The sequence below is a fragment of the Stenotrophomonas sp. YJH_SMC_91 genome, from assembly GCF_059368495.1.
Window position 1 is genome coordinate 23,274 of the sequence record NZ_JCAFRT010000014.1, and the last position, 23,502, is coordinate 46,775.

Genomic DNA, 23,502 nt, shown 5'->3' on the forward strand with positions numbered 1-23,502 from the left:
CGGTCATGGCGACCCGAAAGATCAAGATCCTGGCCGGCTCCGGGCTGTTGCTGGCGGTGGCTGGCGGCACCTGGCTTGCGATGAACCTGTTCGCCGCGCAGGCGCAGGGCACATTGTCGCAGCACCCGATGAACCTGAAGGTCTCCGCGCCGCCGTCATTCATCATGGCGGTGGACGATTCGGGTTCGATGACCTTCCAGACCCAGTTCCCGGGGCAGGACGGAACGGCGTGCTGGCACTACGGGAGGAAGAGTTTCTTCCGGTCGGCCGGTGTTCTCAACACGCCCGATGACGTACTCCCCACCTATGATCGGTGGGGCAATGCCATCCAGACCGGCGAATGCAGCTATTTCTACGTGTTGCCGGGCGCCCGGATCAACAACTACAACGGCATCCCCGCTCTGGATGTCTTCGGGTTCGCACGATCAGCGGCCTACAATCCAACCTACTACGACCCCGCAATCAAGTACGAGCCCTGGTTGCGGATCGTAAATGAAGAGGTGCAGTCGTATCCGGACGCGAGCACGTCGGCCACCCTCATCGATCCTCGTGAGACAGATACACTCGCGATCGCCAGCAGCTATCTGGGTACTTCGTCCTGGGACGTCCAGAGGATGCAGGAAGGGATGACGGTACCGGCCGGGCAGTCCTACAGGACTGCAAGCAGGGCCAATGGTAATTTTGGCAACGAGAACGCCAATACGAGAGGCACGACCTGGAGCTCGGCGGGCTATGCGTCGCTGCGCTATGTGCCCGCAACGTTCTACATGCCGTACACCAGCGATGGTGACGCCTATCCGCAGTTGCCAGGCACTGCCAATGCGTATGCAGGTATCCAGCGAACCAAGGTCACCGGCGCCTGCGGTTCCGGATGTGACATGTGGAAGTACGTCATCGGGACCGGTGATGCTGCCGCATTGCAGAACTTCGCCAACTGGTACTCGTACTACGGTAACCGCAACCGGGCGATGATCGCCGGCATGACGCGCGCATTGAATGTCAATGACATGTATGTCGGGTATTTCCGGATCAACGATTTCCAGAATTACAACAGTTCGACAGACTCCAACAAACGGCTTGCGATCCGGGACATGAGCGTGATCGGGCAGAAGTCCGCGCTCTACAGCAGCATGATCGCGCTGACGGCCAGTGGTGGCACGCCGAATCGACATGCCGTCAACGCTGCGGGCCTGCAGTTCATGCGGACCGATGACAATGCCCCCATCAAGCTGTCCTGCCAGAAGAATGCGGTGATGCTGTTCACCGACGGCTACAGCAACAATGGCAACAACCTTTCGTCATCCCTCGCACCTGCCCCGGGCAACGTGGACGGGGACATGGGCACTCCCTTCTCGGATGGCAATTCCAACACCATGGGTGATATTGCCGCGTACTACTACGTGAACCCGTTGCGAACCGATGATCGGATGCCCCGGGGACAAGTGCCGGTGCCGGAGCAATGTGCGACCAGCACTGACAAGTCGCTGGACTGCAAGAAGGACCTGCATATCAACTTCTACGGGATCACGCTGGGCGCGCGTGGCAATCTGTTCGATCCGAACAAGCAACAGAACCCGTATACCGATTCGGCGGTCTACAGCAACTGGCCAAGTCGCCAGAACGACAACCCCAGCACCGTGGATGACATCTGGCACGCCGCGACCAATACCCGCGGTGAGTACATCAACGCGCGTACTCCGGCAGACATCACCACGGCCATGCGCCGGGTGCTCTCGTCGGTCACCTCCGGGCCAGCGCCTTCGGGCAGCCAGGGCCTGACCGGCGCGCGTATCGGTACCGGGTCGCTGGCGGTCACGCCCCAGTTCGAAGTGGCCAACGAGGAAACCGATTGGTTCAGCCGCCTGAAGGCATCCAAGCTTGCGGTGAACGACAAGACGCAGCAGACCGAGTACACGCAGGTGTGGGAAGCGGCCGAGAAACTGGGCGCGCAGCGTTCGCGCACCATCGTCGCCACCAAGGGCAATGCTGCAGTTGACTTCAGCAGCACCAACATCGCCTTCACCGATCTCTGCAACAAGGACGAGAAGCAGTATCCGGGTATTGCGCGCTGTTCTGCGACCGAGGCTGAAAAGCTGGGCGGCGACATCGCCACGGCCATGGCTTATCTGCGCGGCGACGCATCACGCGAAGTGCGCAACTCGGGGGGCATCTATCGCACCCGTACCACCGTGCTGGGTGACATTGTCAATTCCAGCCCGGTGATCAGTTCGCCCCGCGACGACTATGGCTACCAGCGCATCAGCACCGCGATGGCGACCTCGTATGCGACGTACCTGACCCGCAAGCGCAACAATGGCCGCTACATGGTCTATGTCGGTGCCAATGACGGCATGCTGCATGCCTTCGACGGTGGCATGAACGGCAATGGCGTAAGTGACGGTGCCGGTGGCAGCGAGACCTTCGCCTACATCCCTGGAACCGCGCTGGGCCACATGGCCAACCTGCTGTATCCCTACGTGGCGGCCAACAAGTCCGACCAGCGCTTCCGTCATCGCTACTACGTGGATGGACCGATCGCGGTGGCGGACGCGCAGATCGGTGGCAACTGGGCCACGGCACTGGTCGGTACGGCCGGCGCCGGTGGGCGCTCGGTGTTCGCGCTGGATGTGACCACGCCGTCCAGCTTCGGTACCGGCAATCGCCTGTGGGAAATCAGTGACGTGGCGCCGGGGCTCGACAGCACCGTGAAGGCGAATATCGGTCATGTCCTTGGCAAGCCGGTGATCGTGCCGGTGAAGGAAGGGACCGGGGTGGCGTGGAAAGCGATCTTCGGCAACGGTTACAACAGCCTCAGCCGCAAGGCCGTGCTGTTCGTGGTCGACCTGGGATCGGGCGCGGTGCGGATGATCACTGCTACCGAGGCCGCAGCAACCGCACCTGCCGGTGACAATGGCCTGGGCAACATCGTAGCTGTCGACCGTTGGCGCGCCGACAGCGCCGGTGGGACCGGGCGTGTACGTGGCCGTGACGGCCTGGCGGACACGATCTATGCGGCCGACCAGCGCGGCGCGCTGTGGAAGTTCGACCTGGAAAGCACGGCGACCTCGGTCACCACGCCGGTGTTCACCACGGCGCGCCAGACCAACAACAACAACCAGGTGTATCGCCAGCCGATTACCGGTGGCATGACCGCCGTGACCGGACCCGGTGGTGGCGTGATGCTGGTGCTGGGTACCGGCAGCTTCTCCTTCGACAATGACCCTCAGGATCTCACCGCGCAGTCGCTGTACGGTGTCAACGACACCAGCAAGGATCAGCCGGAGGCCACGATCGTGCCCGCCAATCTGGTGGCCTATACGGTGACCACCACCAACAAGTTGCGCACGGTCACGGCCACGCCCTTCTCCGGGGCGGCGCGCGGATGGAGCATTGCACTGCCCGGCGCAGGTGAACGCTTTGTTGGTAATCCTGCCGTGGCGTCGGGAACGGTGTTCATGCCGACCTACATGCCTACCGCGGGTGGCCGTGGCTGTTCGACCGAGGGAAGCAACTGGCTGTTTGGCCTCAATCCGATCTCGGGTGTTGCATCGCTGGAGCAGGCGCGGGTCGGGTCCATTACCGGCACGCCCTACGGAGCGGGCACGGCTGGCGTGAGTCTCGACACCGGCGGCACCGCACCGGTGAAGGACGTCAATGTCTCGGTGATGCCGCGCCTGGCAAAGGGTGCCGATCGAGGCGGACGTGCCTGCTGGATGGCGGTCAATGTGGCGGGTGCTCCGACGATGTACGTGCCTTATCCCTGCGGTCGCCAATCCTGGCGCCAGATCCAGTAACGAAGACATGCCCATGAGCCTGAACACTCTTTCCCGTACCCTGCGTCGTCCCGGCAAACAGCACGGTTTCTCCCTCATCGAACTGATGATCGTGGTGATCGTGCTCGGCATCCTGGCCGCGATTGTCGTTCCGTCGTACCAGCAGTACATCCGCCAGTCGCACCGGGGCGTGGCCAAGGCGGACCTGGTGGAATACGCGCAGCGTGCTGAGCGCTACTACTCGGTGAACAACACCTACTCGGGCTTCGCGCTGCCCAGCAAGGTGTCGCCGCGCGAGGGCGGGACCACACGGTACGCGATCACGTTCGATGGCAAGGCGTCCTCGTTCACGCTGACTGCGACGCCCCAGGGCAACCAGACCAAGGACAGCTGCGGGACGCTGAGCGTGGACCAGGCCAACCGCAAAACGGCCAGCGGCACGGTTTCCGATTGCTGGTAAATCAGGTGTTGATCTTCCTCTGAACGCCCAGTACAATGCGCCTCCCCGCCCGAATAGCTCAGCCGGTTAGAGCACTTGACTGTTAATCAGGGGGTCGTTGGTTCGAGTCCAACTTCGGGCGCCAGATACTGCAAAAGCCGCGAGAAATCGCGGCTTTTGTCGTTTTGGCCCGTCAGCAGGGAAGGGTGCGGTCGACACGCTCGCTGCGGATGCGGCCGCCGTTGTTGATGACCAACCTGCCATGCAGCCGGTCTCCTGCGCAGATGCGCAGCGTCAGATTGGCACCGGGACTGCGCCCGTCAGGCTGGAAGAACAGCAGCGGCCGTCCACCGCTGGCCTGGGCGACGATGGCGATGTCGGTCCGGCCTTGATGGTGGATCAGGATGTCCTGGGCGGATGCTGGTGTCCCCCGGTGCCTGCCGCTGCGATAGATGATCCACCCTGCGCTCCAGTCGCGGGAGCACTGCTCACCGTCGTCGCTGGCGCACAGCCCGATCAGTTCGCGGCGCTTCAGGGCCTCGCTTCTGGCGCTGGAAAGACTGGCATGCAGGGTCAGCTGCAGGGCGTCGGCGCGTTGCCGCAACAGCACCGGGCGCAGGGCCGGCCAGCCCACGGCCAGCAGAACGGAAAGGATGGCGATCACCACCAGCATCTCAACCAGATGCATGCCGGGTGATGCTGAACGACAGTGGGCGGGAGTGCGATGCATGGCATCAAGCCTCGCGCCGCAGCGGGACGGCCGCCATCAGGCACTGCCGCGCCCGCCTGCCCGGAAAGCCCTCAGCCGGCCGTCACCCCTTGCCCCGTATACTTGTCCTTCCCGGGAACTGGCAACACCATGAGCGACCGTTTCGAACTCGTCTCGCCGTATTCGCCGGCGGGCGACCAGCCTGATGCCATCGCGAAGCTGACCAGCAACTTCGAGGCGGGCATCGCCAAGCAGACCCTGCTGGGCGTCACCGGCTCGGGCAAGACCTACACCATCGCCAACGTCATCCAGAACGTGCAGAAACCGACGCTGATCATGGCGCCGAACAAGACGCTGGCGGCGCAGCTGTATGGTGAGTTCAAGGCGTTCTTCCCGCACAACGCGGTCGAGTATTTCGTCAGCTACTACGACTACTACCAGCCGGAGGCCTACGTGCCTTCGTCGGACACCTTCATCGAGAAGGACAGTTCGATCAACGAGCACATCGAGCAGATGCGGCTGGCCGCGACCAAGACCCTGCTGTCGCGCCCGGATGCGATCGTGGTGGCCACGGTGTCGGCGATCTATGGCCTGGGTGCGCCGGAGGACTACCTGTCGCTGCGCCTGATCCTGTCCAAGGGCGAGCGCATCGACCAGCGCGACCTGATCAATCACCTGACCCAGCTGCAGTACACGCGCAATGAGTACGAGCTGCAGCGCGGCACGTTCCGCGTGCGTGGCGAAGTGATCGACGTGTTCCCGGCCGAGTCGGACAGCGAAGCGCTGCGCATCGAGCTGTTCGACGGCGAGGTCGAGAGGATCACCCTGTTCGACCCGCTCACCGGTGAGACGATGCGCAACATGCAGCGTTTCACCGTCTACCCCAAGACCCACTACGCCACTACCCGCGAGCGCGTGCTGGCCGCGGTGGAAACGATCAAGGTGGAGTTGAAGGAGCGGCTTGAGCAGCTGTACGCGGAAAACAAGCTGGTGGAGGCGCAGCGCCTGGCACAGCGCACCCAGTTCGACATCGAGATGATGGCCGAGGTCGGGTTCTGCAACGGTATCGAGAACTACTCGCGGCACCTGACCGGCAAGAACGCCGGCGAGCCGCCACCGACGCTGTTCGACTACCTGCCGCCGGACGCGCTGCTGGTCATCGACGAATCGCACGTGACCATTCCGCAGATCGGCGCCATGTTCAAGGGCGATCGCTCGCGCAAGGAGACCCTGGTCGAGTTCGGATTCCGCCTGCCGTCGGCACTGGACAACCGACCGCTGCGTTTCGAGGAATGGGAGGCGCGCTGCCCGCGCGCGATCTACGTGTCCGCCACGCCGGGCCCGTATGAGTACCGCGAGGCCGGCGACGAGATCACCGAGCTGGTGGTGCGCCCGACAGGCCTGATCGATCCGGTGGTGGAGATCCGCCCGGTGGGCACCCAGGTCGACGATCTGATGAGCGAGGCCAACGCGCGCATCAAGGCGGGTGACCGAGTGCTGGTCACCACGCTGACCAAGCGCATGGCCGAGAACCTCACCGAATACCTGACCGAACACGGTATCCGCGTGCGTTACCTGCACTCGGACGTGGATACGGTCGAGCGCGTGGAGATCATCCGCGACCTGCGCCTGGGCAAGTTCGATGTGCTGGTGGGCATCAACCTGCTGCGCGAAGGCCTGGACATGCCCGAGGTGTCGCTGGTGGCGATCCTCGACGCCGACAAGGAAGGCTTCCTGCGCTCCACCGGTTCGCTGATCCAGACCATCGGCCGCGCCGCCCGCAATGTGCGCGGCAAGGCGATCCTGTATGCGGACAAGGTGACCCGCTCGATGCAGGCAGCGATCGACGAGACCGACCGCCGCCGCGCCAAGCAGGTCGAGTACAACGAAGAACATGGCATCGTGCCGCGCTCGGTGGCGCGCCCGATCGTCGACGTCCTCGAAGGTGCGCGTTCGGATGCGGCGGAGAAGGAAGCCAAGAAGGGCAAGGGCAAGGGCAGGGCGGGTGTTGCCGAGGACGGAGCCGATTACCGTTCGCTCGGTCCGGCCCAGCTGGCGGCGCGTCTCAAGGCGCTCGAACAGCAGATGTACCAGCACGCCAAGGACCTGGAATTCGAGGATGCCGCACGGGTGCGTGACCAGATCCGGCAGCTGAAGGAAGCGAGTCTGGGCTGAACGCGGCGGTGCAGCATCTTCTTCACAAAAGTGTTGCGCTTCACGGCCGGCATCCGTAATATACGCGGCCTGCACCGACGCAATCGCGGACGTTCAGAAGCAAAAACGGGCGGTTAGCTCAGCGGTAGAGCACTACCTTGACATGGTAGGGGTCACAGGTTCGAACCCTGTACCGCCCACCACGAAGTCTCCGGAAGGGGGCTGTCGTGAACTGAAGAGCCCGGCCCTGGCGCCGGGTTTTTACGTAGCAAGGCCAGCTTTCGGGCGGCAGGAACAAGATGGGCGGTTAGCTCAGCGGTAGAGCACTACCTTGACATGGTAGGGGTCACAGGTTCGAACCCTGTACCGCCCACCACTTTGCTCCCGGCATTGCCGGTGCAGCGGTGGATCACGATGAAAGCCGGCCCTGGGCCGGCTTTTTCGTTTACGACGGTTGCCGGTGTCGAGCGTCAGCGCTGGGCAACCCATTCGTCGATGCTGATCATGCGCTGCAGCCGCCAGTGCCCGTCCACGCGTTCCCAGACCTGCGCGAAGCGCGCCGAGCCGGCTTGTCGCTGAGGGGCGTCGGCCTGTGGCGGCTGATTGCCCACGCGCAATACGCGATCCTGGCGTAGCCGGTACAACTGCAGGGTGGCCGGGGCCGCTTTCCGATCCGGCACCGACGATGTTTCTGCCTGCCCGACGTCGGCCTGCAGGATCTGGCTGCGCAGGGAGGCATCCCCGGCGTCGGCATCGCGGCCGAACAGGCCAGCGCACAACAGCAGCAGGGCAAGCATCGGCATGGCACGGTGCTCCGGAGAAGGGAGTCCAGCGTGGCACTGCCCCCCGCACTGTGAAACCGGTATGCGACGAAAGCCGGAAAAGCGCCCGCCAAGTCGCTGCGGGAAGGATGAATCCGGGCCAGGAAGTGCCGGGCCGCGCTTCAAGGCGGCCCGGCGTGGTGGGCCACTGCGGGGTGGCCCGGTCATGGCCGCGGCGCTGGCTCAGCTCCGCGGCGGGTGTGGCAGGTCAGCGATGCCGACCCCATGCACGCATCCGGTTACAACGGATCGCAGCACAGCAGCTGGCCGTGCTTGCCCGCGTTGCCGAACGGGCACTGCGGGTGTGGTTCGCAGCCCGGTGCATATCCGGTCTTGGGCGAGACGGCGAAGGCCTGGCTGGCGCCGAAGGCCATGGCCGCGACAACGACGATACCGGCGACGGACGAAAGCACTTTCTTTCCGATCATGTGTATCTCCTTGGTTGGCGTTGTGGAGTTGCAGTTGCCGAAGGCACGGGAGTGCCGGTTGTGGCGCGAATGCGGTAACAGGGGGCCGCGACGCAATGCGCGGCACGCGGGATCAGGGCAGCGCCGGCTTCGGTGCGAGCGACGCGACGGCAGCCTGCACGACCTGGGCGTCGAGCTGGCCGACATGCTTGTAGGCAACGCGGCCATCGGCAGCCAGCACCATCAGCATCGGCGTGACGGTGGCGCGATAGCGCGTGGACGCGGCGGCTTCGTTGTCGATGGCGATCGGGAAGCGCAGTGCATGTTTGCCGGCGTAGTCCGCCAGCTGGTCGTATGGCGGCATGCCGACACCGACCAGTTCGCTGTTGCCGCGGGCCGCAGCGATCTGTTGCAGCTGCGGTACCGAGGCCAGGCAGTAGCGGCATGCGGTGGAGAAGAAATAGAGGATCTGCGGAACCTCGCGGGCACCGCCGATATCGACGAAGGTCTGCTGCGTGGTGCGCAGCGCCAGCGCATCCGGGCGACTACCCAGTTCGAGGCCATGTGCTGCAAGACGCATGTCCTGCAACTGCGTGGCCATCTGCTCATTGATCTGCCGCAGCTGGCGGTTCTGCCATCCGAGCGCGATGACCAGCACGGACAGCAGCAGGGCGACAACGGGGAACAGGACGCGCTTGAGCATCGATCATCCTTGAACACAGCGTTGGGTCGAACATACCCGAACTGGCGCGCAGGTTGTTAAGCGGATGTTCCCGGCACATCCTCCGACGGAGCGCATGTACTAGAGTTGTGCCCGCGCAGGCATGCGTGCATGCCCTCCACCCATCCCCAGGATCTTTCAACGATGAGCGATCATGTGCCGGTTTCCAAGCCCAATCCGTTCTTTGAACTGCTGTTCGGCGGCAACATGCTGGAAGGTACGTTCAAGGCAGTGATCTGGGTCGCCCTGTTGTCCGCTGTGCTGGCCTGGACCACGTTCCGCTGAGCGGGGGCGCGGCACTGCCGCCGCGTTGCGGCTGGCCGGTGCTCAGGCGCTGAAGGCCTGGCGCAGGCTGCGCAGGGTGGCCTGCCGGTGCTCTTTCGCGCTGGCCTCGCCCATCTCCAGTTCCTGCAGGCGCAGCCCGACCAGGGTCATCGAAAGCGCGTATCCCCGGGCTGCGTCGGCAACGCGCGACTGGCCGAGCGCTCGACGTGCAAGCGCGCTTACGTGCTCAAGGTCGGGCATCAGGCCAAGGTAGACGCGTTCGGCGCTGTCCAGATCGGGCGCTCGCAGGATCGCGTGTGCTTCGGAGGTGGGGGAGACGGAGGCCATGGGGAGTCCTTGTCCGTAGCGGGTGCTCGTTCAGAACGAGCGCATCAGGGAAATGAAGGCCGATGACTGAGTGCCGCGTCGTGCCATCGGGCTGTCCTTTACTGCATCGCCGAACCACTGGTTGGCGACCACGCCGGTCGCGCGCCACTTCGTGCCCAGGGGCGTGCTGACTGCGATCTGCAGGCTCGGTGATGTCGCGCTACCCGGGTTGTAGGCGGCAAGTCCCGAGCGCAGCGCTTCCTCATCGTTGATGCCGTAGTAGTAGTCGAGCAGGCGCGCACTGGAGTGCACCACGCCGACCTTGGGCACCCAGGTGAAGCGACCAGCCTGGATCGGATAGCTGTAGTGCAGGCGCGACTCCATGCCACCTCCGTGCCCGGTGACCTCGCGCATCACGCTGGCCTCGACGATGCCCCAGTCGGCGCTGTATTCACCATTGATGCCGGCCATGGCGGACATCTGCCGGCTGTGCAGGAGACGCAGCTGAGGATCGTTCACGTCGTCGGTCTTGAAGCGCAGCGTGTAGGGCGTGGCCGCCGCCGACAGGCGCAGGCCCTCGCGCTTGTACAGGTACATGCCCAGCGAGCCCGGGCTGGCGAAGAAGCGCTGGCCCTGCCAGGCAATGGACGGGACCACCAGTGGCTTGACGTCGTAGTGCGCATACGCGCCCGAGGTCGCGCCAGCACTGATGCCGGCCTGTACGCCCGGGTTGCTGTCGGCGGCCTGCGCGAACACCGGCAGGCCAAAGGCAGCGGAGAACAGCAGCGGGCGCAGCAGGGTCGAGGGCAGTGGCGGCATCGGTCAACGACGTTGCGGAGGATGGCTGCGCATGATGGGGGAGCAACATTGTCAGAACATTGCGTCGGCGCATCCGCCAGGCCGAAGCGGAAAAAGTGGGCGCCAGGCACTATGATCGGCACCGTTTCCGGTAGCCGAGCCCCCGATGCGCATCCTCCTGGTCGAAGACGATCCTGACCTGTCCCGTGCCCTGCAATCGGGGCTGGAGCGGCAGGGCGTGGTCGCCGATGTGGTTGGTTGCCTGGCCGAAGCGGCCATCGCGCTGCGCGAACCGGTGCACCAGCTGATGCTGCTCGACCGCCAGTTGCCTGATGGCGATGGCGCTGGCTTCGTTGCCGTTGCGCGGGCCCTGCGTCCGAACCTGGCGGTGATCATGCTGACGGCCAAGGGCACGCTGTCGGACAAGGTCGAGGGCCTGGATGTCGGCGCCGATGACTATCTGGTCAAGCCGGTGGCGATCGAGGAACTGATGGCGCGCATCCGTGCGGTCTCGCGACGGCCCTCGGCAATGGTGACACCACGCCTGCGACTGGGCCGGCTGGAGTTCGATTTCGAATCGCTGCAGGCGCAGGTCGATGGCCAGCTGCTGGCGCTGCCCCGGCGCCAGGTGCTGGTGCTGCAGGCGCTGGCGATGCGGCAGGGGCGTACCGTCACCCGCAGTGCACTGGAGGCGGCGGTGTACGGCTTCGATGACGAGATCCAGTCCAATGCACTGGACGCGCATATCTCCAAGCTGCGCAAGGCGCTGCAACAGGCCGGGGCCGGCGTGGAGATCCATGTGATCCGCGGCGTCGGCTACCTGCTGGCGGAGGCCTGAGATGGCACGCCCGATCCGTTCCATCACCCTGGGCCTGGCCTGGCGCCTGTTCCTTGCGCAGGCGTTCACCGTGCTGTTCGCGGTGGTCGCGCTGATCCTGACCTGGGGTGACAAGGACTCCTGGGGCATGGACATGTTCACGGCCGAGGCGGTGGCCAAAGCCGTGCACAGCGAAGGCGGCCGGCTGGAACTGGACCAGGCGCGCTGGGACAAGCTCAATGCCGGGGCCGGCGGCAACCTCTGGTTCGCGGCGGTTGATGACAGGGGCACGTGGCTGGAGCGCGGCACGATTCCTGCGGTCCACGCGCCATTGCTGGCACGCTTGCCGACAGTGGGCGCCACCGAACTGGGTTCACTGGTGCCACCCTATCTGGACGTGGCGCGGGTGATGATCCGCAACGAGGATGGACGCCGCATCACGGTGATGGTCGGTGGTGCTCCAAAGGGCGGGTTGCTGGATGGCGCGCTGATGGTGCTGCGCCTGATCGGCCTGTGGTTCTTCCTGCCGTTGATCGTGGTCACGCTGCTGGTGATGCCGACGGTGATCCATCGCGCGATGCGCGGCGTGCGCCGCTCCGCGCAGCAGGCCAAGGAACTGGACATCGGCCAGCCGGGCGCGCGCCTGGATGCGCAGCTGGTGTCCACCGAGGTCGCACCACTGGTGGAAGCGTTCAACGATGCGATCGACAAGGTGCAGCAGGGCTATGCAGCGCGCGACAAGTTCCTCGCCGATGCCGCGCATGAGCTGCGCGTACCGATCGCGGTGGTGCAGGCGCGCCTGTCGCAGCTGCCGCAGGGTGAACTGAAATCGCAGTTGCTGACCGACGTCGCCCGCCTCGGCAACGTGGCTGAGCACCTGCTCGACCTGCAGCGTCTCGATCGCAATGTCGGCGCGCTGCAGCGGCTGGACCTGGCGTTGCTGGTGCGCGAGGCGGCCGCCGATCTGGCGCCGCTGGTGGTCGGTGCCGGTTATGGCTTCGAGGTGGATGCGCCGGAGTCGCCCGTGTGGATCCATGGCGACAGCCTGGCGCTGGGGCGGGTGATCGCCAACCTGGTGCACAACGCCATCGTCCATGGCGGCGGGCGCGGCACGATCTGCGTGCGCCTCGATGCACGCGGCCTGCTGGAGGTCAGCGACCAGGGCGCCGGCATTCCGGTCGGCGACCGCGAAGCGATCTTCGAGCCCTTCCACCGCCTGCGTGCAGCCGGCAGCGGCAGTGGCCTTGGCCTGCACCTGGTGAAGGAAATCGTGCAGCACCACGGTGGCTCGGTCAGCGTTGGCGAAGCGGCTGGCGGCGGCGCCAGCTTCAGAGTCAATTTCCACCGCGGTACCGTACGGCGCTGACAGGCGCACGGGGAAAGGCCCGATAGGCAGCCTGCGGCCTCCAGCGGCAGGCTGGGGAAATGGTTCCCGATCGATCCGCTCCGGCCCTGTTTGGCTTTGGCTGCGCTGCAGGCCTGGTGCTGGGGGCGCTGGCCTGCGTGCAGATGCCGATGTTGCTGCCGCTGTGGCTGAGTGTGCCGATGGCGATCGCCGGCGTCGGCGGCTGGCTGTTGCCCTGGCGCGGCCGTGCCTGGGCCGCGGCCCTGCTAGGCCTGGCCTGGGCAACGGTGCACGGGCACTGGGTCCTGCATGGCCAGCTGCCACCCGGCGCCCCACCGCAGGATGTGCAGGTGCGGGGCCGGGTTGCCGACCTTCCCCGGCAGGGGCCCGGCTACACGCGTTTCGTGCTGCATGTCGAAGATGCCGGCGCGCTGCCATCGCTGCGTGGCAAGCGCCTGCAGGTGACCTGGAACGATCCGTGGCGCGGATCGCCGGCGCACGAGGCGGAGGGCGGGCGCCATGCGGTTCGCGCAGGATCGCATTGGCAGTTGTCGCTGCGCGTGCGCGCGCCACGCTCGCGGATCAATCCCGGCGGCTTCGATGGCGAGCGCCACGCCGTGCTGCGGGGCATCTCCGGCAATGCCTCGGTGCGTGATCCGGCCCGTGCGCGGGAATGGCTGCCGGCGCAGGGCCTGCAGGCCTGGCGGGAACGCAGCAGTGCAGCGATCGCCGTGCAGGTGGCACATCCTGCCGCGCGGTTCGTGCAGGCGCTGGCACTGGGCGATACCCGTGGCCTGTCCGATGCCGACTGGGAACACCTGCGCGCGCTGGGCCTGACCCATCTGGTCGCCATCTCCGGTTTCCACGTGGGCGTGGTGGCTGGCTTCGGTGTACTGCTGTGCCGCTTGTGGTGGTGGCTGTGCCCGTTGCTGGGACGGTACTGGCCACGGCCGCAGGCCGCCGCATGGGGAGCGGCGCTGGCCGCAGCCACCTATGCCGTGGCGGCGGGTGGTGCGCTGCCGACGGTGCGCGCAGCGCTGATGATCGGGCTGGTCGCACTGGCCAGGGCCGGGCGTCGCCCGGTGGGCGCAGGGCAGGGGCTGGCGTTGGCCGCGATGGTGATGCTGTTGCCTGCGCCGCTGTCGGTGCTCTCGGCTGGATTCTGGCTGAGCTTCGGTGGCGTGCTGTGGCTGCTCTGGTGCCTGCCGAGGACGGGGCCGGAGGGAATCGGTGGCGGGCTGCGCGGGTTCCTTGCCGCGCAAGGTGTTGCCAGCCTTGGGCTGCTGCCGCTGTGCATCGCCTTGTTCGGCGGGACCGCGCGGCTGGGGCCGCTGGTCAACCTGCCGATCATCCCGTGGTGGACAATGTTGGTTGTTCCGCTGTCGCTGCTCGGTACCGGCCTGCACGTGCTGCATGACGGCGCGGGGCGTTGGGCCTGGCGTGCCGCGGCCTGGCTGTTCGAGCTCAGCTGGGGGGCCCTGCAGCCGTTGGCGCTGCATCCGCAGGCGATGTGGTGGCTGGCCGAGGCGCCGCGCTGGGCGCTACCCGTGGCCTTGCTGGGCGTGTTCTGGTGGCTGCTGCCGCGCGGCGCCGGCGGTGGCCTGGCGGGCCTGCTGCTGTGCCTGCCGCTGCTGTGGCCGGCCCGGCATGCACCGGCCGCGGGGGAACTGGAGCTGCTGGTGCACGATGTCGGCCAGGGCACGGCGGTGCTGGTGCGCACGGCACGGCACGCGCTCTGGTACGACGTGGGGCCGCCGACTGGCGGCGAGGGCAACGAACGCATCCTGGTCCCGGCCCTGCGCGCGCTCGGCCAGGGGCCGCCCCGGCAGGTGATGCTCAGCCATGACCACCTGGATCACACCGGCAGCCTGCCCAGCCTGCGACGGCAGTTGCCCGGGCTGCAGCTGCTGGCGCCACCGGGCAGCACCATCGGCGGCGCCACGCCCTGCCAGCAGGGGATGCGCTGGGAGTGGGACGGGGTTGATTTCCAGGTCCTGCACCCGGCGCCGGGCGGCCGGCAAGCCGAAAACGAGGACAGCTGCGTGCTGCGCATCGCCAGCCGTCACGGCGTGGTCCTGCTGCCGGGTGACATCGGTCGACCGGCCGAGGGGGCGCTGCTGCAGGCGTACCCGCACGCGCTGAGGGCGGACGTGGTACTGGTGCCGCACCATGGCAGCGGCGGCAGCTCCAGTGCGCCGTGGGTTGCGGCGGTGGCGCCGCGGCTGGCGGTGGTCTCGGCCGGGCACCGGAACCGCTTCGGCCACCCGCGCCAGGAGGTGGTCCAGCGCTGGCAGGCGCAAGGCGCGGAGGTGCTGGCCACGGCCGACTCCGGGGCGATCCGCGTATGGCTTGGCGCACAAGGCCTGCAGCTGCGTGAACAGCGCATCCATGCATCCCGGTGGTGGGATGCCGCTGGGCGGGCGCGGTCGGCTGCTATCCTATCGCCGATCGAACAAGCGGCCGTTGGGCCGGAGGGTTGAAACGTGTGGGAACTGGTCAAGGCCGGTGGCTGGCCGATGGTGCCGCTGCTGCTGTTGGGCGTACTGGCTTTGGCGATCATCCTGGAGCGTTTCTGGTCCCTTCGGCGGACTGAAGTGCTGCCGCCCGGCCTCGGCCAGGAAGTGCGCAACTGGGCCGCTCGCGGCAAGCTCGACCCGGCCCACCTGCAGACCCTGCGGGCGAATTCGCCGCTGGGCGCGCTGCTGGCTGCCGCACTGGAAGCCCGCAACCGCCCGCGCGACCAGATCCGCGAGCGCATCGAAGACACCGGCCGCCACCTGGTGCACCGCATGGAGCGATTCCTGAACGCACTGGGCACCATTGCCTCGGCGGGCCCGCTGCTGGGCCTGCTCGGCACGGTGATCGGCATGATCCAGATGTTCCTGGGCATCCTCGACCACGGCGTGGGCGACGTGAACCAGCTGGCCGGCGGCATCGGCAAGGCGCTGGTGTGCACCGCCACCGGCATGATCGTGGCGATTCCGGCGCTGATGTTCCATCGCTACTTCAAGGGCCGCATCCACGGCTACGTGGTGGAGATGGAGCAGGAAGCCAGCGCCCTGCTGGATACGCTCGACGGCCGCCCCGGGGTGATGAACCCGGCCCCGGCCGCGCGCCAGTCCGGCGCCGCCACGGCGAAGGCCTGATCGATGCGTATCGGCAACGACCGATCCCAGGATGAGCCGCATATCGACCTGGTGCCGCTGATCGACGTCATCCTGGTGCTGATCATCTTCTTCGTGGTCACCACCACCTTCGACGCGCGTTCGACGCTGCAGGTGCAGTTGCCGACCGCCAGCCAGCAGCAGACCAACGAGCCGCCGCGCTCGCTCAGCGTGCTGATCAACGCCGAAGGCCGTTACTTCATCAACGACCAGGAAGTGCTGCGCAGCGACGTAGAGTCGGTCAAGCAGACCATCGCCGCCGTGGCCGGCAGCGATCGCGAGCAGACCGTGCTGCTGCGTGCCGACGCACGCACTCCCTACCAGGCCGTGGTGACCGCGCAGGACGCGCTGGGTCAGCTCGGCTTCCGCCGTATTGCCATTGCAACAGCACCCGAGGTGCGTCCATGAGTTCCAATCACGCGCCGGTGTGGCCGATCTACAAACGTCTGCTGGGGTACACCCGCGCCTACTGGGTGTTCATGGTGGCCGCGGTCATCGCCATGGTGGTCGAAGCCCTGGCGGGCTACCACTTCACCAAGTTGATGGAGCCGCTGGTCAACCGCGGTTTCGTCAACCCGGAACCGCGCATGGCGGTGATCCTGCCGCTGACCATCCTGGGCCTGTTCCTGATGCGCAGCGTCGCCACCTGGGTGAGCGACTACGCGCTGGCCAAGACCGGCCGCAGCGTGGTGCGCGACCTGCGCGAACAGGTGCTGGCCAAGTACCTGCACCTGCCGTCCTCGCATTTTGATACCGAAGCGACGCCGGTGATGGTCAGCCGCCTGAACTTCGATACCGAACAGGTCACCCAGGCCAGTGCCGACGCACTCAAGACCGTGGTGGCCGACACCCTGACCATCATCGCCATGCTGGCGGTAATGCTGCAGATGAGCGTGAAGGTCACCGTGGCGATGCTGGTGGTGGTGCCGCTGATCGGCGTGATCGTGTCCTACGTGGGCAAGCGCTACCGCCGCATCAGCCGTGGCATCCAGGATGGCATGGGTTCGATGGCGCAGACCGCCGAACAGTCGCTGGCGGCGCAGCAGGAAGTGAAGGTGCACGGCACCCAGCAGCATGAGATCTCGCGCTACTCGCGCCTGGCCAACCGCATGCTGTCGCTGAACATGAAGGTGGAAGTCACCCGTGCGGCGGCGTCCAGCGTGGTGCAGTTCCTGGCCGCACTGGCGCTGGCGGTGATCGTCTGGGTATCGACCCGCGAAGCGCTGGCCGGCCGCCTCAACGCCGGCCAGTTCATGGGCCTGATGACCTCGATGATGGCCATCATTCCTTCGCTGCGCCGCCTGACCAGCGTGCAGACCTCGATCTCGCGCGGCGTGGCCGCCGCAGAGCGCCTGTTCGGCATCCTCGACATGCAGGTCGAGCGTGACGAGGGCCGCAACAGCGTGCAGCGCGTACGCGGCGAACTGGCCTTCGACCACGTCATGCTGCGCTACCGCGAGGACAGCGGCATTGCCTTGGACGACATCAGTTTCGTTGCCAAGCCCGGCACGGTCACCGCCATCGTGGGTCGTTCCGGCAGTGGCAAGACCAGCCTGATCCGGCTGGTGCCGCGCTTCTATGAGCCCAGCGGTGGTGTGATCACCCTCGATGGCGTCGCGCTGGATGACTATCCGTTGGCCGACCTGCGTCGGCAGGTGGCGATGGTCGGGCAGAAGGTCATGCTGTTCGATGACACCATCGCGGCCAACATCGCCTATGGCATGGAAGCGAGCGAGGAACAGATCCGTGCGGCGGCCGAAGCGGCCAATGCGTGGGAGTTCATCGCGCGCATGCCGCAGCAGCTGCAGACCCCGGTCGGCGAGAACGGCGCGCTGCTGTCCGGCGGCCAGCGCCAGCGCCTGGCGATCGCCCGCGCGATCCTGCGTGACGCGCCGATCCTGATCCTCGACGAAGCCACTGCCGCGCTGGACAACGAATCCGAGCGACTGGTGCAGGATGCGCTGCAGCGCCTGATGCCCGAACGCACCACGCTGGTCATCGCGCACCGCCTGTCGACCATCGAGCATGCCGATCAGGTGCTGGTGATGGACCACGGCCGCATCGTTGAACGGGGTACCCACAAGGAGCTGCTTGCCATGGGTGGCCTGTACCAGCATCTGCACAGCATGCAGTTCCGCGAAAGGCAGGACTGATGGCTGGCAAGGGTACCCAGACCCCGCCGTACTGGTACGACGGCAGCCCGGTTCCGTGGGCGATGCGCCTGCTGGCGCCGCTGTATGCCGGCGTCACCGCGCTGCGCCGCCGTGCCTACCGGCGTGGATGGCGCAAGCGCTACGCGCTGCCGGTGCCGGTCATCGTGGTTGGCAACATCACCGCCGGCGGCACCGGCAAGACGCCGCTGACCATCGCCCTGGTCGAGCGCCTGCGTGCGGCCGGCTGGAAGCCGGGCGTCGCCAGCCGTGGCTATGGCCGTGAAGACGCTGACAAGCCGCTGTGGGTGCAGGCCGACACGCCGACCGCCAAGGGCGGTGACGAACCGGTGCTGATCGCCTGGAAGACCGGCGTACCGGTGCGCGTGGACGCTGACCGCGTGGCCGCAGGCAGGGCACTGGTCCAGGCCGGCTGCGATGTGATCGTCTGCGATGACGGCCTGCAGCACTACCGGCTGGCGCGCGACATCGAGATCGAAGTGGTCGATGCCCAGCGGCGCTACGGCAACGGCCGCATGATTCCCGCCGGACCGCTGCGCGAGCCGGTCAGCCGTGCCGGCGAATGCGATTTCCGCGTGGTCAACCTGGGCCAGGCCGATGAGGAAAGCGCGGCACAGGCCTGCGGTTTCGGCCAGTGGCCGATGGCCCTCCACATCGACAGTGCGCAGCCGCTGGCCGGTGGCCGCGCGCGCCCGTTGTCGTACTTCAAGGGCCAGCGTGTTCATGCGGTGGCCGGCATCGCCCATCCGCAGCGCTTCTTCGACATGCTGCGCGCGCGTGGCATCGGCGTGGTGCCGCACGCCTTTGCCGACCACCAGGCCTACCAGCCGCAGGACCTGTCGTTCGGCAGCCAGCTGCCGGTGCTGATGACCGAGAAGGATGCGGTGAAATGCCGCGCGTTCGGCAACGATTGGCATTACGCGGTGCCGTTGCGTGCCGAGCTGCCTGCCGCGTTCTGGGTGGCGCTGACCGACCGCCTGGACAAGCTGCGACCGAACTGAGCGGCGCGGCGGCGCTTGCATTCACGTGCCGCCGGCCGCATCCCCGTTGTAACGAGCCTGCCGAGTATTGCCCCATGACCGAATTCGTCGTCGCCATTCCGGCCCGCTATGCCGCCTCGCGGCTGCCGGGCAAGCCGCTGCGCCTGCTGGGCGGTGAGCCGCTGGTGCTGCACGTGGCGCGCCGCGCGCTGCAGGCCGGCGCTGGCGAGGTCTGGGTCGCTACCGACGATCAACGCATTGCCGACGCGCTGTCCGGGCTGGCCGAGGTGAAGGTGGCCATGACCGCCACCTCGCATGCCTCCGGTACCGACCGCCTGGCCGAGTGCGCGCGCATCGCCGGCTGCGCCGACGACACCGTGGTGGTCAACCTGCAGGGTGATGAACCGTTCGCGCCGGCTGCGGGAATCCGTGCGGTGGCCCAGGCGCTGGTTGAAGGCAATGCACCGATGTCGACCCTGGCGACCGCCGTGGAGGATGCAGAAACCCTGTTCGATCCGAACGTGGTCAAGCTGGTGCGCAACGTGCGCAACGAGGCGATGTACTTCAGCCGCGCGCCGATTGCCTGGCACCGCGATGGCTTCGCGCGCAGCCGCGACGTGCTGCCGGAAGGGCATGCCTGGCTGCGCCACATCGGCATCTACGGCTACCGCGCGGGCTTCCTGCAGCAGTTCGCGGCGATGCCCCCGGGCCGGCTGGAGCAGGTCGAATCGCTGGAGCAGCTGCGCGTGCTCGAGGCCGGCTATCCGATCAGCGTGGCGATCTCGCCGGAGCCGTTCCCGCCCGGCATCGATACGCCCGAGGATCTGGAACGCGCTGAAGCGCTGCTGCAGACGCTGGCCGCGCGATGAGGCTGCTGGTCGTCTGCCTCGGCAACATCTGCCGTTCGCCGATGGCCGAAGGTGCGCTCCGCGCACGCCTGGACGCTTCGCCGCTGGCGGGGCGCGTGCAGGTGGATTCGGCCGGCACCGGCGACTGGCATGTGGGCGAGCCGCCGGACCGGCGTGCGATCGCCTGCGCGGCCGGGCACGGCGTGGACATCGGCGGCCTGCGTGCGCGCCAGCTGCACGCCGCTGATTTCGACCGCTTCGACTGGATCCTGTGCGCCGACGAGGCGAACCTGCGGGACGCGGGACGCTTGGTGGCACCCGCCCAGCGTGAGCGGCTGGCGCTGTACCTGCCCTGGTCGGGCGGGGAGGGGCAGGCGGCCATCCCGGATCCTTACACCGGCGGCAGCGATCACTTCGAACAGGTCTGGACGCTGGTCGACAATGCTGCAAAACGTGCAGTGGCACGACTGTTGCATGACGCCGACTCCGGCATAATCGGGCCATGAACGTCCAGCCCGTCCCGGACCTGCCCGAGTTCGCCACCTGGCTCAATGCCGCCCCCTGTACCCTGACCGAACTGCGCGGTCGGCCGGTGGCGCTGTTGTTCGTCAACGCCGCTTCTGCCTGGAGCGCGCAGCGCCTGGCCGAATTCAGTCAATGGCTGTCGCGTCACCCTGGCATGCTGCAGCCGCTGGTCCTGCAGGTACCCCGCTTCGATTTCGAGCGTGACGCCGGCGCCGCACTCAAACTGCTGCGCCGCCAGGGGCTGTCAATGCCGGTCCTGCTCGATGCCGACTGGGATGGCTGGCGTCGCTTCGGCATCACATCGTGGCCGACCGTGGTGCTGCTGGACGCGCAGGGTCGCGAGCAGCAGCGGCTGGTCGGGCTGGGGGCTCCGGGAGAGCTTGAGCGTGCGTTGAATGCGCTGTGCCACGGTGCGCCGTCGGCACCGCCGCGCGGCGGTACCGAGCTGCATCCGGAGCCGCGGCAGGCCCTGCGTTTTCCGCTGGGCCTGGCGGTCAGCACCGAACGCCTGTACATCGCCGACAGTGGCCATCACCGCATCCTCGAATGCAGCCACGGCGGCCGCATCCTGCGCCAGTTCGGGCTGGGGACGGCCGATTTCATGGACGGCAACCTCGCCGAAGCGGCGTTCCATCGCCCGCAGGCGCTGGTGCTGGAGCGCGACGCGCTGTACGTGGCCGACACCGGCAACCATGCCGTGCGCCGCATCAACCTGCTGACCGGCATCGTCGACACGCTCTGCGGCAATGGCCGCCCCGGTGCGCCGGTGGAGGGCCCGGTAGCACAGGCGCGGCAGGTCTCGCTGGACCACCCGGTCGGCCTCGCCATCGCCGATAACCAGCTGCACATCGCCATGGCCGGCGACAACCGCATCTGGAGCTACCACCTGGGTCAGCGCAGCCTGCAGTGGCGCGCCGGCAGCGGTGCCATCGACGAGCGTGACGGCAGCGGCCATCTGGCCGCGTTTGCTCAACCGACTGCACTGGCCGTGGTGCAGCAGGTGCTGTACGTGGCCGATGCGCTGGGCTCCTCGATCCGTGCACTGCAGCTGCGCGGGGATCTGGTGCAGACGCTGGTCGGGCAGGGCCCCTGGCGTTTCGGTGACGAAGATGGCCCGCGCGCGCAGGCCAGCCTGCAGTTCCCACAGGCGATCGCGCTGAGTCCGGATGCGCCGCTGCTATGGATTGCCGATACCGGCAATGGCCGCCTGCGCACGCTGCGCCTGGGCGGTGGCGAACTGACCACCCAGCCGCTGCCGCGCCGCCTGCACGGCCCGGCCGGGTTGGCCGTGGGTGCCGGTGCGGTGTGGATCGCCGAGACCGACGCCCACGCCATACTGCGATTCGACCCCGAAAGCGGCGTGCTCAGCGAAGTGCCGATCAGCGAATGACCGACGTTCCCGCCCCGGCCTTCGACGGCAAGGCCTTCGCGGCCCAGCTCAGTACCGCCCCCGGTGTGTACCGCATGTACGCGGCCGACGACACCCTGCTGTATGTCGGCAAGGCGCGTGCGCTGCGTAACCGCGTCGGCAGCTATTTCAACGGCAGCCCGAAGAATGCGCGGATCATGTCGATGATCTCGCAGATCGTGCGCATGGACGTGACGGTGACGCGCTCGGAAGCCGAGGCGCTGCTGCTGGAAAACCAGCTGATCAAGTCGCTGTCGCCGCGTTACAACGTCTCGCTGCGCGACGACAAGACCTATCCGCATGTGCTGCTGACCCGCGAGGACTGGCCGCGCATCGCGCTGCATCGCGGCCCGCGCGCCATTCCCGGCCGCTATTTCGGGCCGTATCCCGGCGTCACTGCGGTGCGCGAAACGCTGAACCTGATGCACAAGCTGTTCAAGCTGCGCAGCTGCGAGGACAGCGTGTTCCGCAACCGCTCGCGGCCGTGCCTGCAATACCAGATCGGGCGTTGCAGCGCGCCCTGCGTGGAGCTGGTGGCGCCTGCCGAGTACGCCGAATCGGTGCGTCGCGCTGCATTGTTCCTGGAAGGCAAGAGCGACGAACTGACCCGCGAGCTGGGCGAGCAGATGCAGGCCGCCAGCGAGGCACTGGAATTCGAGCAGGCCGCGCGCCTGCGTGACCTGATTTCCTCGCTGCGCAGCATGCAGACCCGCCAGTACGTGGATGGCCGTGCTGCCGACCTGGACGTGCTGGCGGTGGCCATGCAGGGCTCGCAGGCCTGCGTGCTGCTGCTGGCGTTCCGCGATGGCCGCAACCTCGGCACCCGCCCGTTCTTCCCGCGCACCAATGGTGAAGAAAGCCCGGAGGAAGTGCTGGCCGCGTTCGTCTCGCAGTACTACATCGAATTCGAGCCGCCGCGCGAGATCCTGCTGGACCGCGAGATCCCCGATGCCGACCTGCTGGTCGCCGCGCTGTCGGCCTCGGCCGAGCGCAAGGTGCAGCTGAAGTGGAACGTGCGCGGCGAGCGCGCCGGCTACGTGGAACTGGCCAGCCGCAACGCGCAGCTGACCCTGGCCACCGAACTCAACAGCCGCAACGCGCAGCATGCGCGCAGCGACGCACTGCGCGAGATGCTGGGCCTGGCCGAGCCGGTCAAGCGGGTCGAGTGTTTCGATATCAGCCACACCCTGGGCGAGGCTACCGTGGCCTCGTGCGTGGTGTTCGACGCTGCCGGTCCGGTGCGCGCGCAGTATCGCCGCTTCAACATCAGCGGCATCGAGCCGGGCGATGACTACGCCGCCATGCGCCAGGCCATCGACCGCCGCTTCCGCCGTGCGGTGGAAGAGCAGGGCGTGCTGCCGGACGTGCTGCTGATCGACGGCGGCGCCGGGCAGCTGGCGCAGGCCCAGGCCGCACTGGCCGACCTGGGCGTGGAAGGCGTGCTGCTGGTGGGTGTGGCCAAGGGCGTGGAGCGCCGCGCCGGCCATGAAGCGCTGGTGATGCCCGACGGCCGCGAGCTGCGCCCCGGCGCGGCCAACCCGGCGCTGCAGTTCATCCAGCAGGTGCGCGACGAGGCGCACCGCTTCGCCATCACCGGCCACCGCGGCCGCCGGCAGAAGGCGCGGATGACCAGCAAGCTGGAGGACATTCCCGGTATCGGGCCGCGCCGCCGCGCCAGCCTGCTCAAGCATTTCGGGGGCCTGGTGGGGCTGAAAGCCGCTGGCGAAGCGGAAATCGCCAAGGTGGAAGGCATCAATGACGCCCTCGCGGCACGTATCTACGCTAACCTGCACGGGTTGGCCACGCCTGATGCGGCCGAGTAGAGAGAGAA

At 67.1% G+C, this 23,502-nt stretch carries 21 protein-coding genes and 3 tRNA genes; 18 read left to right on the plus strand and 6 right to left on the minus strand.

The window, feature by feature from the left end; translation table 11 throughout:
- Positions 1-5: 5 nt before the first annotated feature.
- The 3 genes from AC5P5X_RS16025 to AC5P5X_RS16035 all read left to right on the plus strand — a co-directional run bounded on the left by AC5P5X_RS16025 (position 6) and on the right by AC5P5X_RS16035 (position 4,357).
- Positions 6-3,794, plus strand: coding sequence for a pilus assembly protein (locus AC5P5X_RS16025; protein WP_005412814.1), 3,789 nt, complete (start codon positions 6-8; stop codon positions 3,792-3,794).
- 13 nt (positions 3,795-3,807) lie between these two features.
- Positions 3,808-4,233 carry a type IV pilin protein gene (locus AC5P5X_RS16030; RefSeq protein ID WP_005408861.1) on the plus strand — a complete coding sequence of 142 codons (426 nt, stop codon included), beginning with the start codon at positions 3,808-3,810 and terminating at the stop codon, positions 4,231-4,233.
- Between the two features lie 47 nt (positions 4,234-4,280).
- Positions 4,281-4,357: transfer RNA gene (locus AC5P5X_RS16035), tRNA-Asn, on the plus strand.
- 48 nt (positions 4,358-4,405) lie between these two features.
- Here the strand turns inward: AC5P5X_RS16035 and AC5P5X_RS16040 are convergent.
- The gene (locus AC5P5X_RS16040) at positions 4,406-4,900 is read right to left on the minus strand and encodes a GspH/FimT family pseudopilin (protein WP_012479680.1); all 495 of its coding nucleotides are present in this window, start codon (positions 4,898-4,900) and stop codon (positions 4,406-4,408) included.
- A gap of 171 nt (positions 4,901-5,071) precedes the next feature.
- On the opposite strand from AC5P5X_RS16040, the gene uvrB reads away from it, so the two are divergent.
- The 3 genes from uvrB (at position 5,072) to AC5P5X_RS16055 (ending at position 7,451) form a co-directional block, all read left to right on the plus strand.
- A complete protein-coding gene (uvrB, locus tag AC5P5X_RS16045) occupies positions 5,072-7,096 on the plus strand; it encodes an excinuclease ABC subunit UvrB (RefSeq protein WP_111189158.1) in 2,025 nt (674 codons plus the stop codon).
- Between the two features lie 107 nt (positions 7,097-7,203).
- Positions 7,204-7,278, plus strand: a tRNA-Val gene (locus tag AC5P5X_RS16050).
- A 98-nt stretch (positions 7,279-7,376) separates the two neighbouring features.
- Positions 7,377-7,451: transfer RNA gene (locus AC5P5X_RS16055), tRNA-Val, on the plus strand.
- Positions 7,452-7,545: 94 nt separating this feature from the next.
- Here AC5P5X_RS16055 and AC5P5X_RS16060 read toward each other — a convergent pair.
- The 3 genes from AC5P5X_RS16060 to AC5P5X_RS16070 all read right to left on the minus strand — a co-directional run bounded on the left by AC5P5X_RS16060 (position 7,546) and on the right by AC5P5X_RS16070 (position 9,006).
- The gene (locus AC5P5X_RS16060) at positions 7,546-7,878 is read right to left on the minus strand and encodes a hypothetical protein (RefSeq protein WP_111189157.1); all 333 of its coding nucleotides are present in this window, start codon (positions 7,876-7,878) and stop codon (positions 7,546-7,548) included.
- Between the two features lie 257 nt (positions 7,879-8,135).
- Positions 8,136-8,324 carry a hypothetical protein gene (locus AC5P5X_RS16065; RefSeq protein WP_005408865.1) on the minus strand — a complete coding sequence of 63 codons (189 nt, stop codon included), beginning with the start codon at positions 8,322-8,324 and terminating at the stop codon, positions 8,136-8,138.
- Positions 8,325-8,436: 112 nt separating this feature from the next.
- Positions 8,437-9,006, minus strand: a complete 570-nt coding sequence (locus tag AC5P5X_RS16070) for a TlpA family protein disulfide reductase (RefSeq protein WP_005408866.1) — start codon at positions 9,004-9,006, stop codon at positions 8,437-8,439.
- A 162-nt stretch (positions 9,007-9,168) separates the two neighbouring features.
- Here AC5P5X_RS16070 and AC5P5X_RS16075 point away from each other — a divergent pair, with 162 nt between their 5' ends.
- Positions 9,169-9,309, plus strand: coding sequence for a hypothetical protein (locus tag AC5P5X_RS16075; protein WP_173364575.1), 141 nt, complete (start codon positions 9,169-9,171; stop codon positions 9,307-9,309).
- A gap of 42 nt (positions 9,310-9,351) precedes the next feature.
- On the opposite strand, the gene AC5P5X_RS16080 is transcribed toward AC5P5X_RS16075, so the two are convergent.
- The gene (locus AC5P5X_RS16080) at positions 9,352-9,636 is read right to left on the minus strand and encodes a hypothetical protein (RefSeq protein ID WP_005408868.1); all 285 of its coding nucleotides are present in this window, start codon (positions 9,634-9,636) and stop codon (positions 9,352-9,354) included.
- A 30-nt stretch (positions 9,637-9,666) separates the two neighbouring features.
- Positions 9,667-10,434: a MipA/OmpV family protein gene (locus AC5P5X_RS16085; protein WP_012479683.1), complete on the minus strand. Its 768-nt coding sequence runs from the start codon at positions 10,432-10,434 to the stop codon at positions 9,667-9,669.
- Positions 10,435-10,579: 145 nt separating this feature from the next.
- Between AC5P5X_RS16085 and AC5P5X_RS16090 the strand changes: the two genes are divergently transcribed.
- The 11 genes from AC5P5X_RS16090 (at position 10,580) to uvrC (ending at position 23,494) form a co-directional block, all read left to right on the plus strand.
- Positions 10,580-11,251 carry a response regulator transcription factor gene (locus AC5P5X_RS16090; protein WP_005408870.1) on the plus strand — a complete coding sequence of 224 codons (672 nt, stop codon included), beginning with the start codon at positions 10,580-10,582 and terminating at the stop codon, positions 11,249-11,251.
- Position 11,252: 1 nt separating this feature from the next.
- A complete protein-coding gene (locus AC5P5X_RS16095) occupies positions 11,253-12,596 on the plus strand; it encodes a sensor histidine kinase (protein WP_005408871.1) in 1,344 nt (447 codons plus the stop codon).
- Positions 12,597-12,655: 59 nt separating this feature from the next.
- On the plus strand, positions 12,656-15,055 hold the full coding sequence (locus AC5P5X_RS16100) for a DNA internalization-related competence protein ComEC/Rec2 (protein WP_043034364.1): 2,400 nt from the start codon (positions 12,656-12,658) through the stop codon (positions 15,053-15,055).
- Between the two features lie 3 nt (positions 15,056-15,058).
- Entirely contained in the window at positions 15,059-15,721 is a 663-nt protein-coding gene (locus AC5P5X_RS16105) for a MotA/TolQ/ExbB proton channel family protein (RefSeq protein ID WP_005412819.1), read from the plus strand.
- Positions 15,722-15,724: 3 nt separating this feature from the next.
- Entirely contained in the window at positions 15,725-16,147 is a 423-nt protein-coding gene (locus AC5P5X_RS16110) for an ExbD/TolR family protein (RefSeq protein WP_004152323.1), read from the plus strand.
- Positions 16,144-17,892, plus strand: coding sequence for a lipid A export permease/ATP-binding protein MsbA (msbA, locus tag AC5P5X_RS16115; RefSeq protein WP_005412820.1), 1,749 nt, complete (start codon positions 16,144-16,146; stop codon positions 17,890-17,892). The genes AC5P5X_RS16110 and msbA overlap by 4 nt, the downstream gene beginning before the upstream one ends.
- Positions 17,892-18,911, plus strand: a complete 1,020-nt coding sequence (gene lpxK / locus AC5P5X_RS16120) for a tetraacyldisaccharide 4'-kinase (protein ID WP_005412821.1) — start codon at positions 17,892-17,894, stop codon at positions 18,909-18,911. Before msbA ends, lpxK begins: the two co-directional genes overlap by 1 nt.
- Positions 18,912-18,985: 74 nt before the next feature.
- Positions 18,986-19,759, plus strand: coding sequence for a 3-deoxy-manno-octulosonate cytidylyltransferase (gene kdsB, locus AC5P5X_RS16125; protein WP_111189156.1), 774 nt, complete (start codon positions 18,986-18,988; stop codon positions 19,757-19,759).
- Entirely contained in the window at positions 19,756-20,244 is a 489-nt protein-coding gene (locus AC5P5X_RS16130) for a low molecular weight protein-tyrosine-phosphatase (RefSeq protein ID WP_043034362.1), read from the plus strand. Before kdsB ends, AC5P5X_RS16130 begins: the two co-directional genes overlap by 4 nt.
- Positions 20,241-21,653 (plus strand): hypothetical protein, encoded by a 1,413-nt coding sequence (locus AC5P5X_RS16135; RefSeq protein ID WP_005408878.1) that lies wholly within the window; start codon positions 20,241-20,243, stop codon positions 21,651-21,653. The genes AC5P5X_RS16130 and AC5P5X_RS16135 overlap by 4 nt, the downstream gene beginning before the upstream one ends.
- Positions 21,650-23,494 carry an excinuclease ABC subunit UvrC gene (gene uvrC, locus AC5P5X_RS16140; protein WP_005408879.1) on the plus strand — a complete coding sequence of 615 codons (1,845 nt, stop codon included), beginning with the start codon at positions 21,650-21,652 and terminating at the stop codon, positions 23,492-23,494. Before AC5P5X_RS16135 ends, uvrC begins: the two co-directional genes overlap by 4 nt.
- The last annotated feature ends 8 nt before the right edge of the window (positions 23,495-23,502 follow it).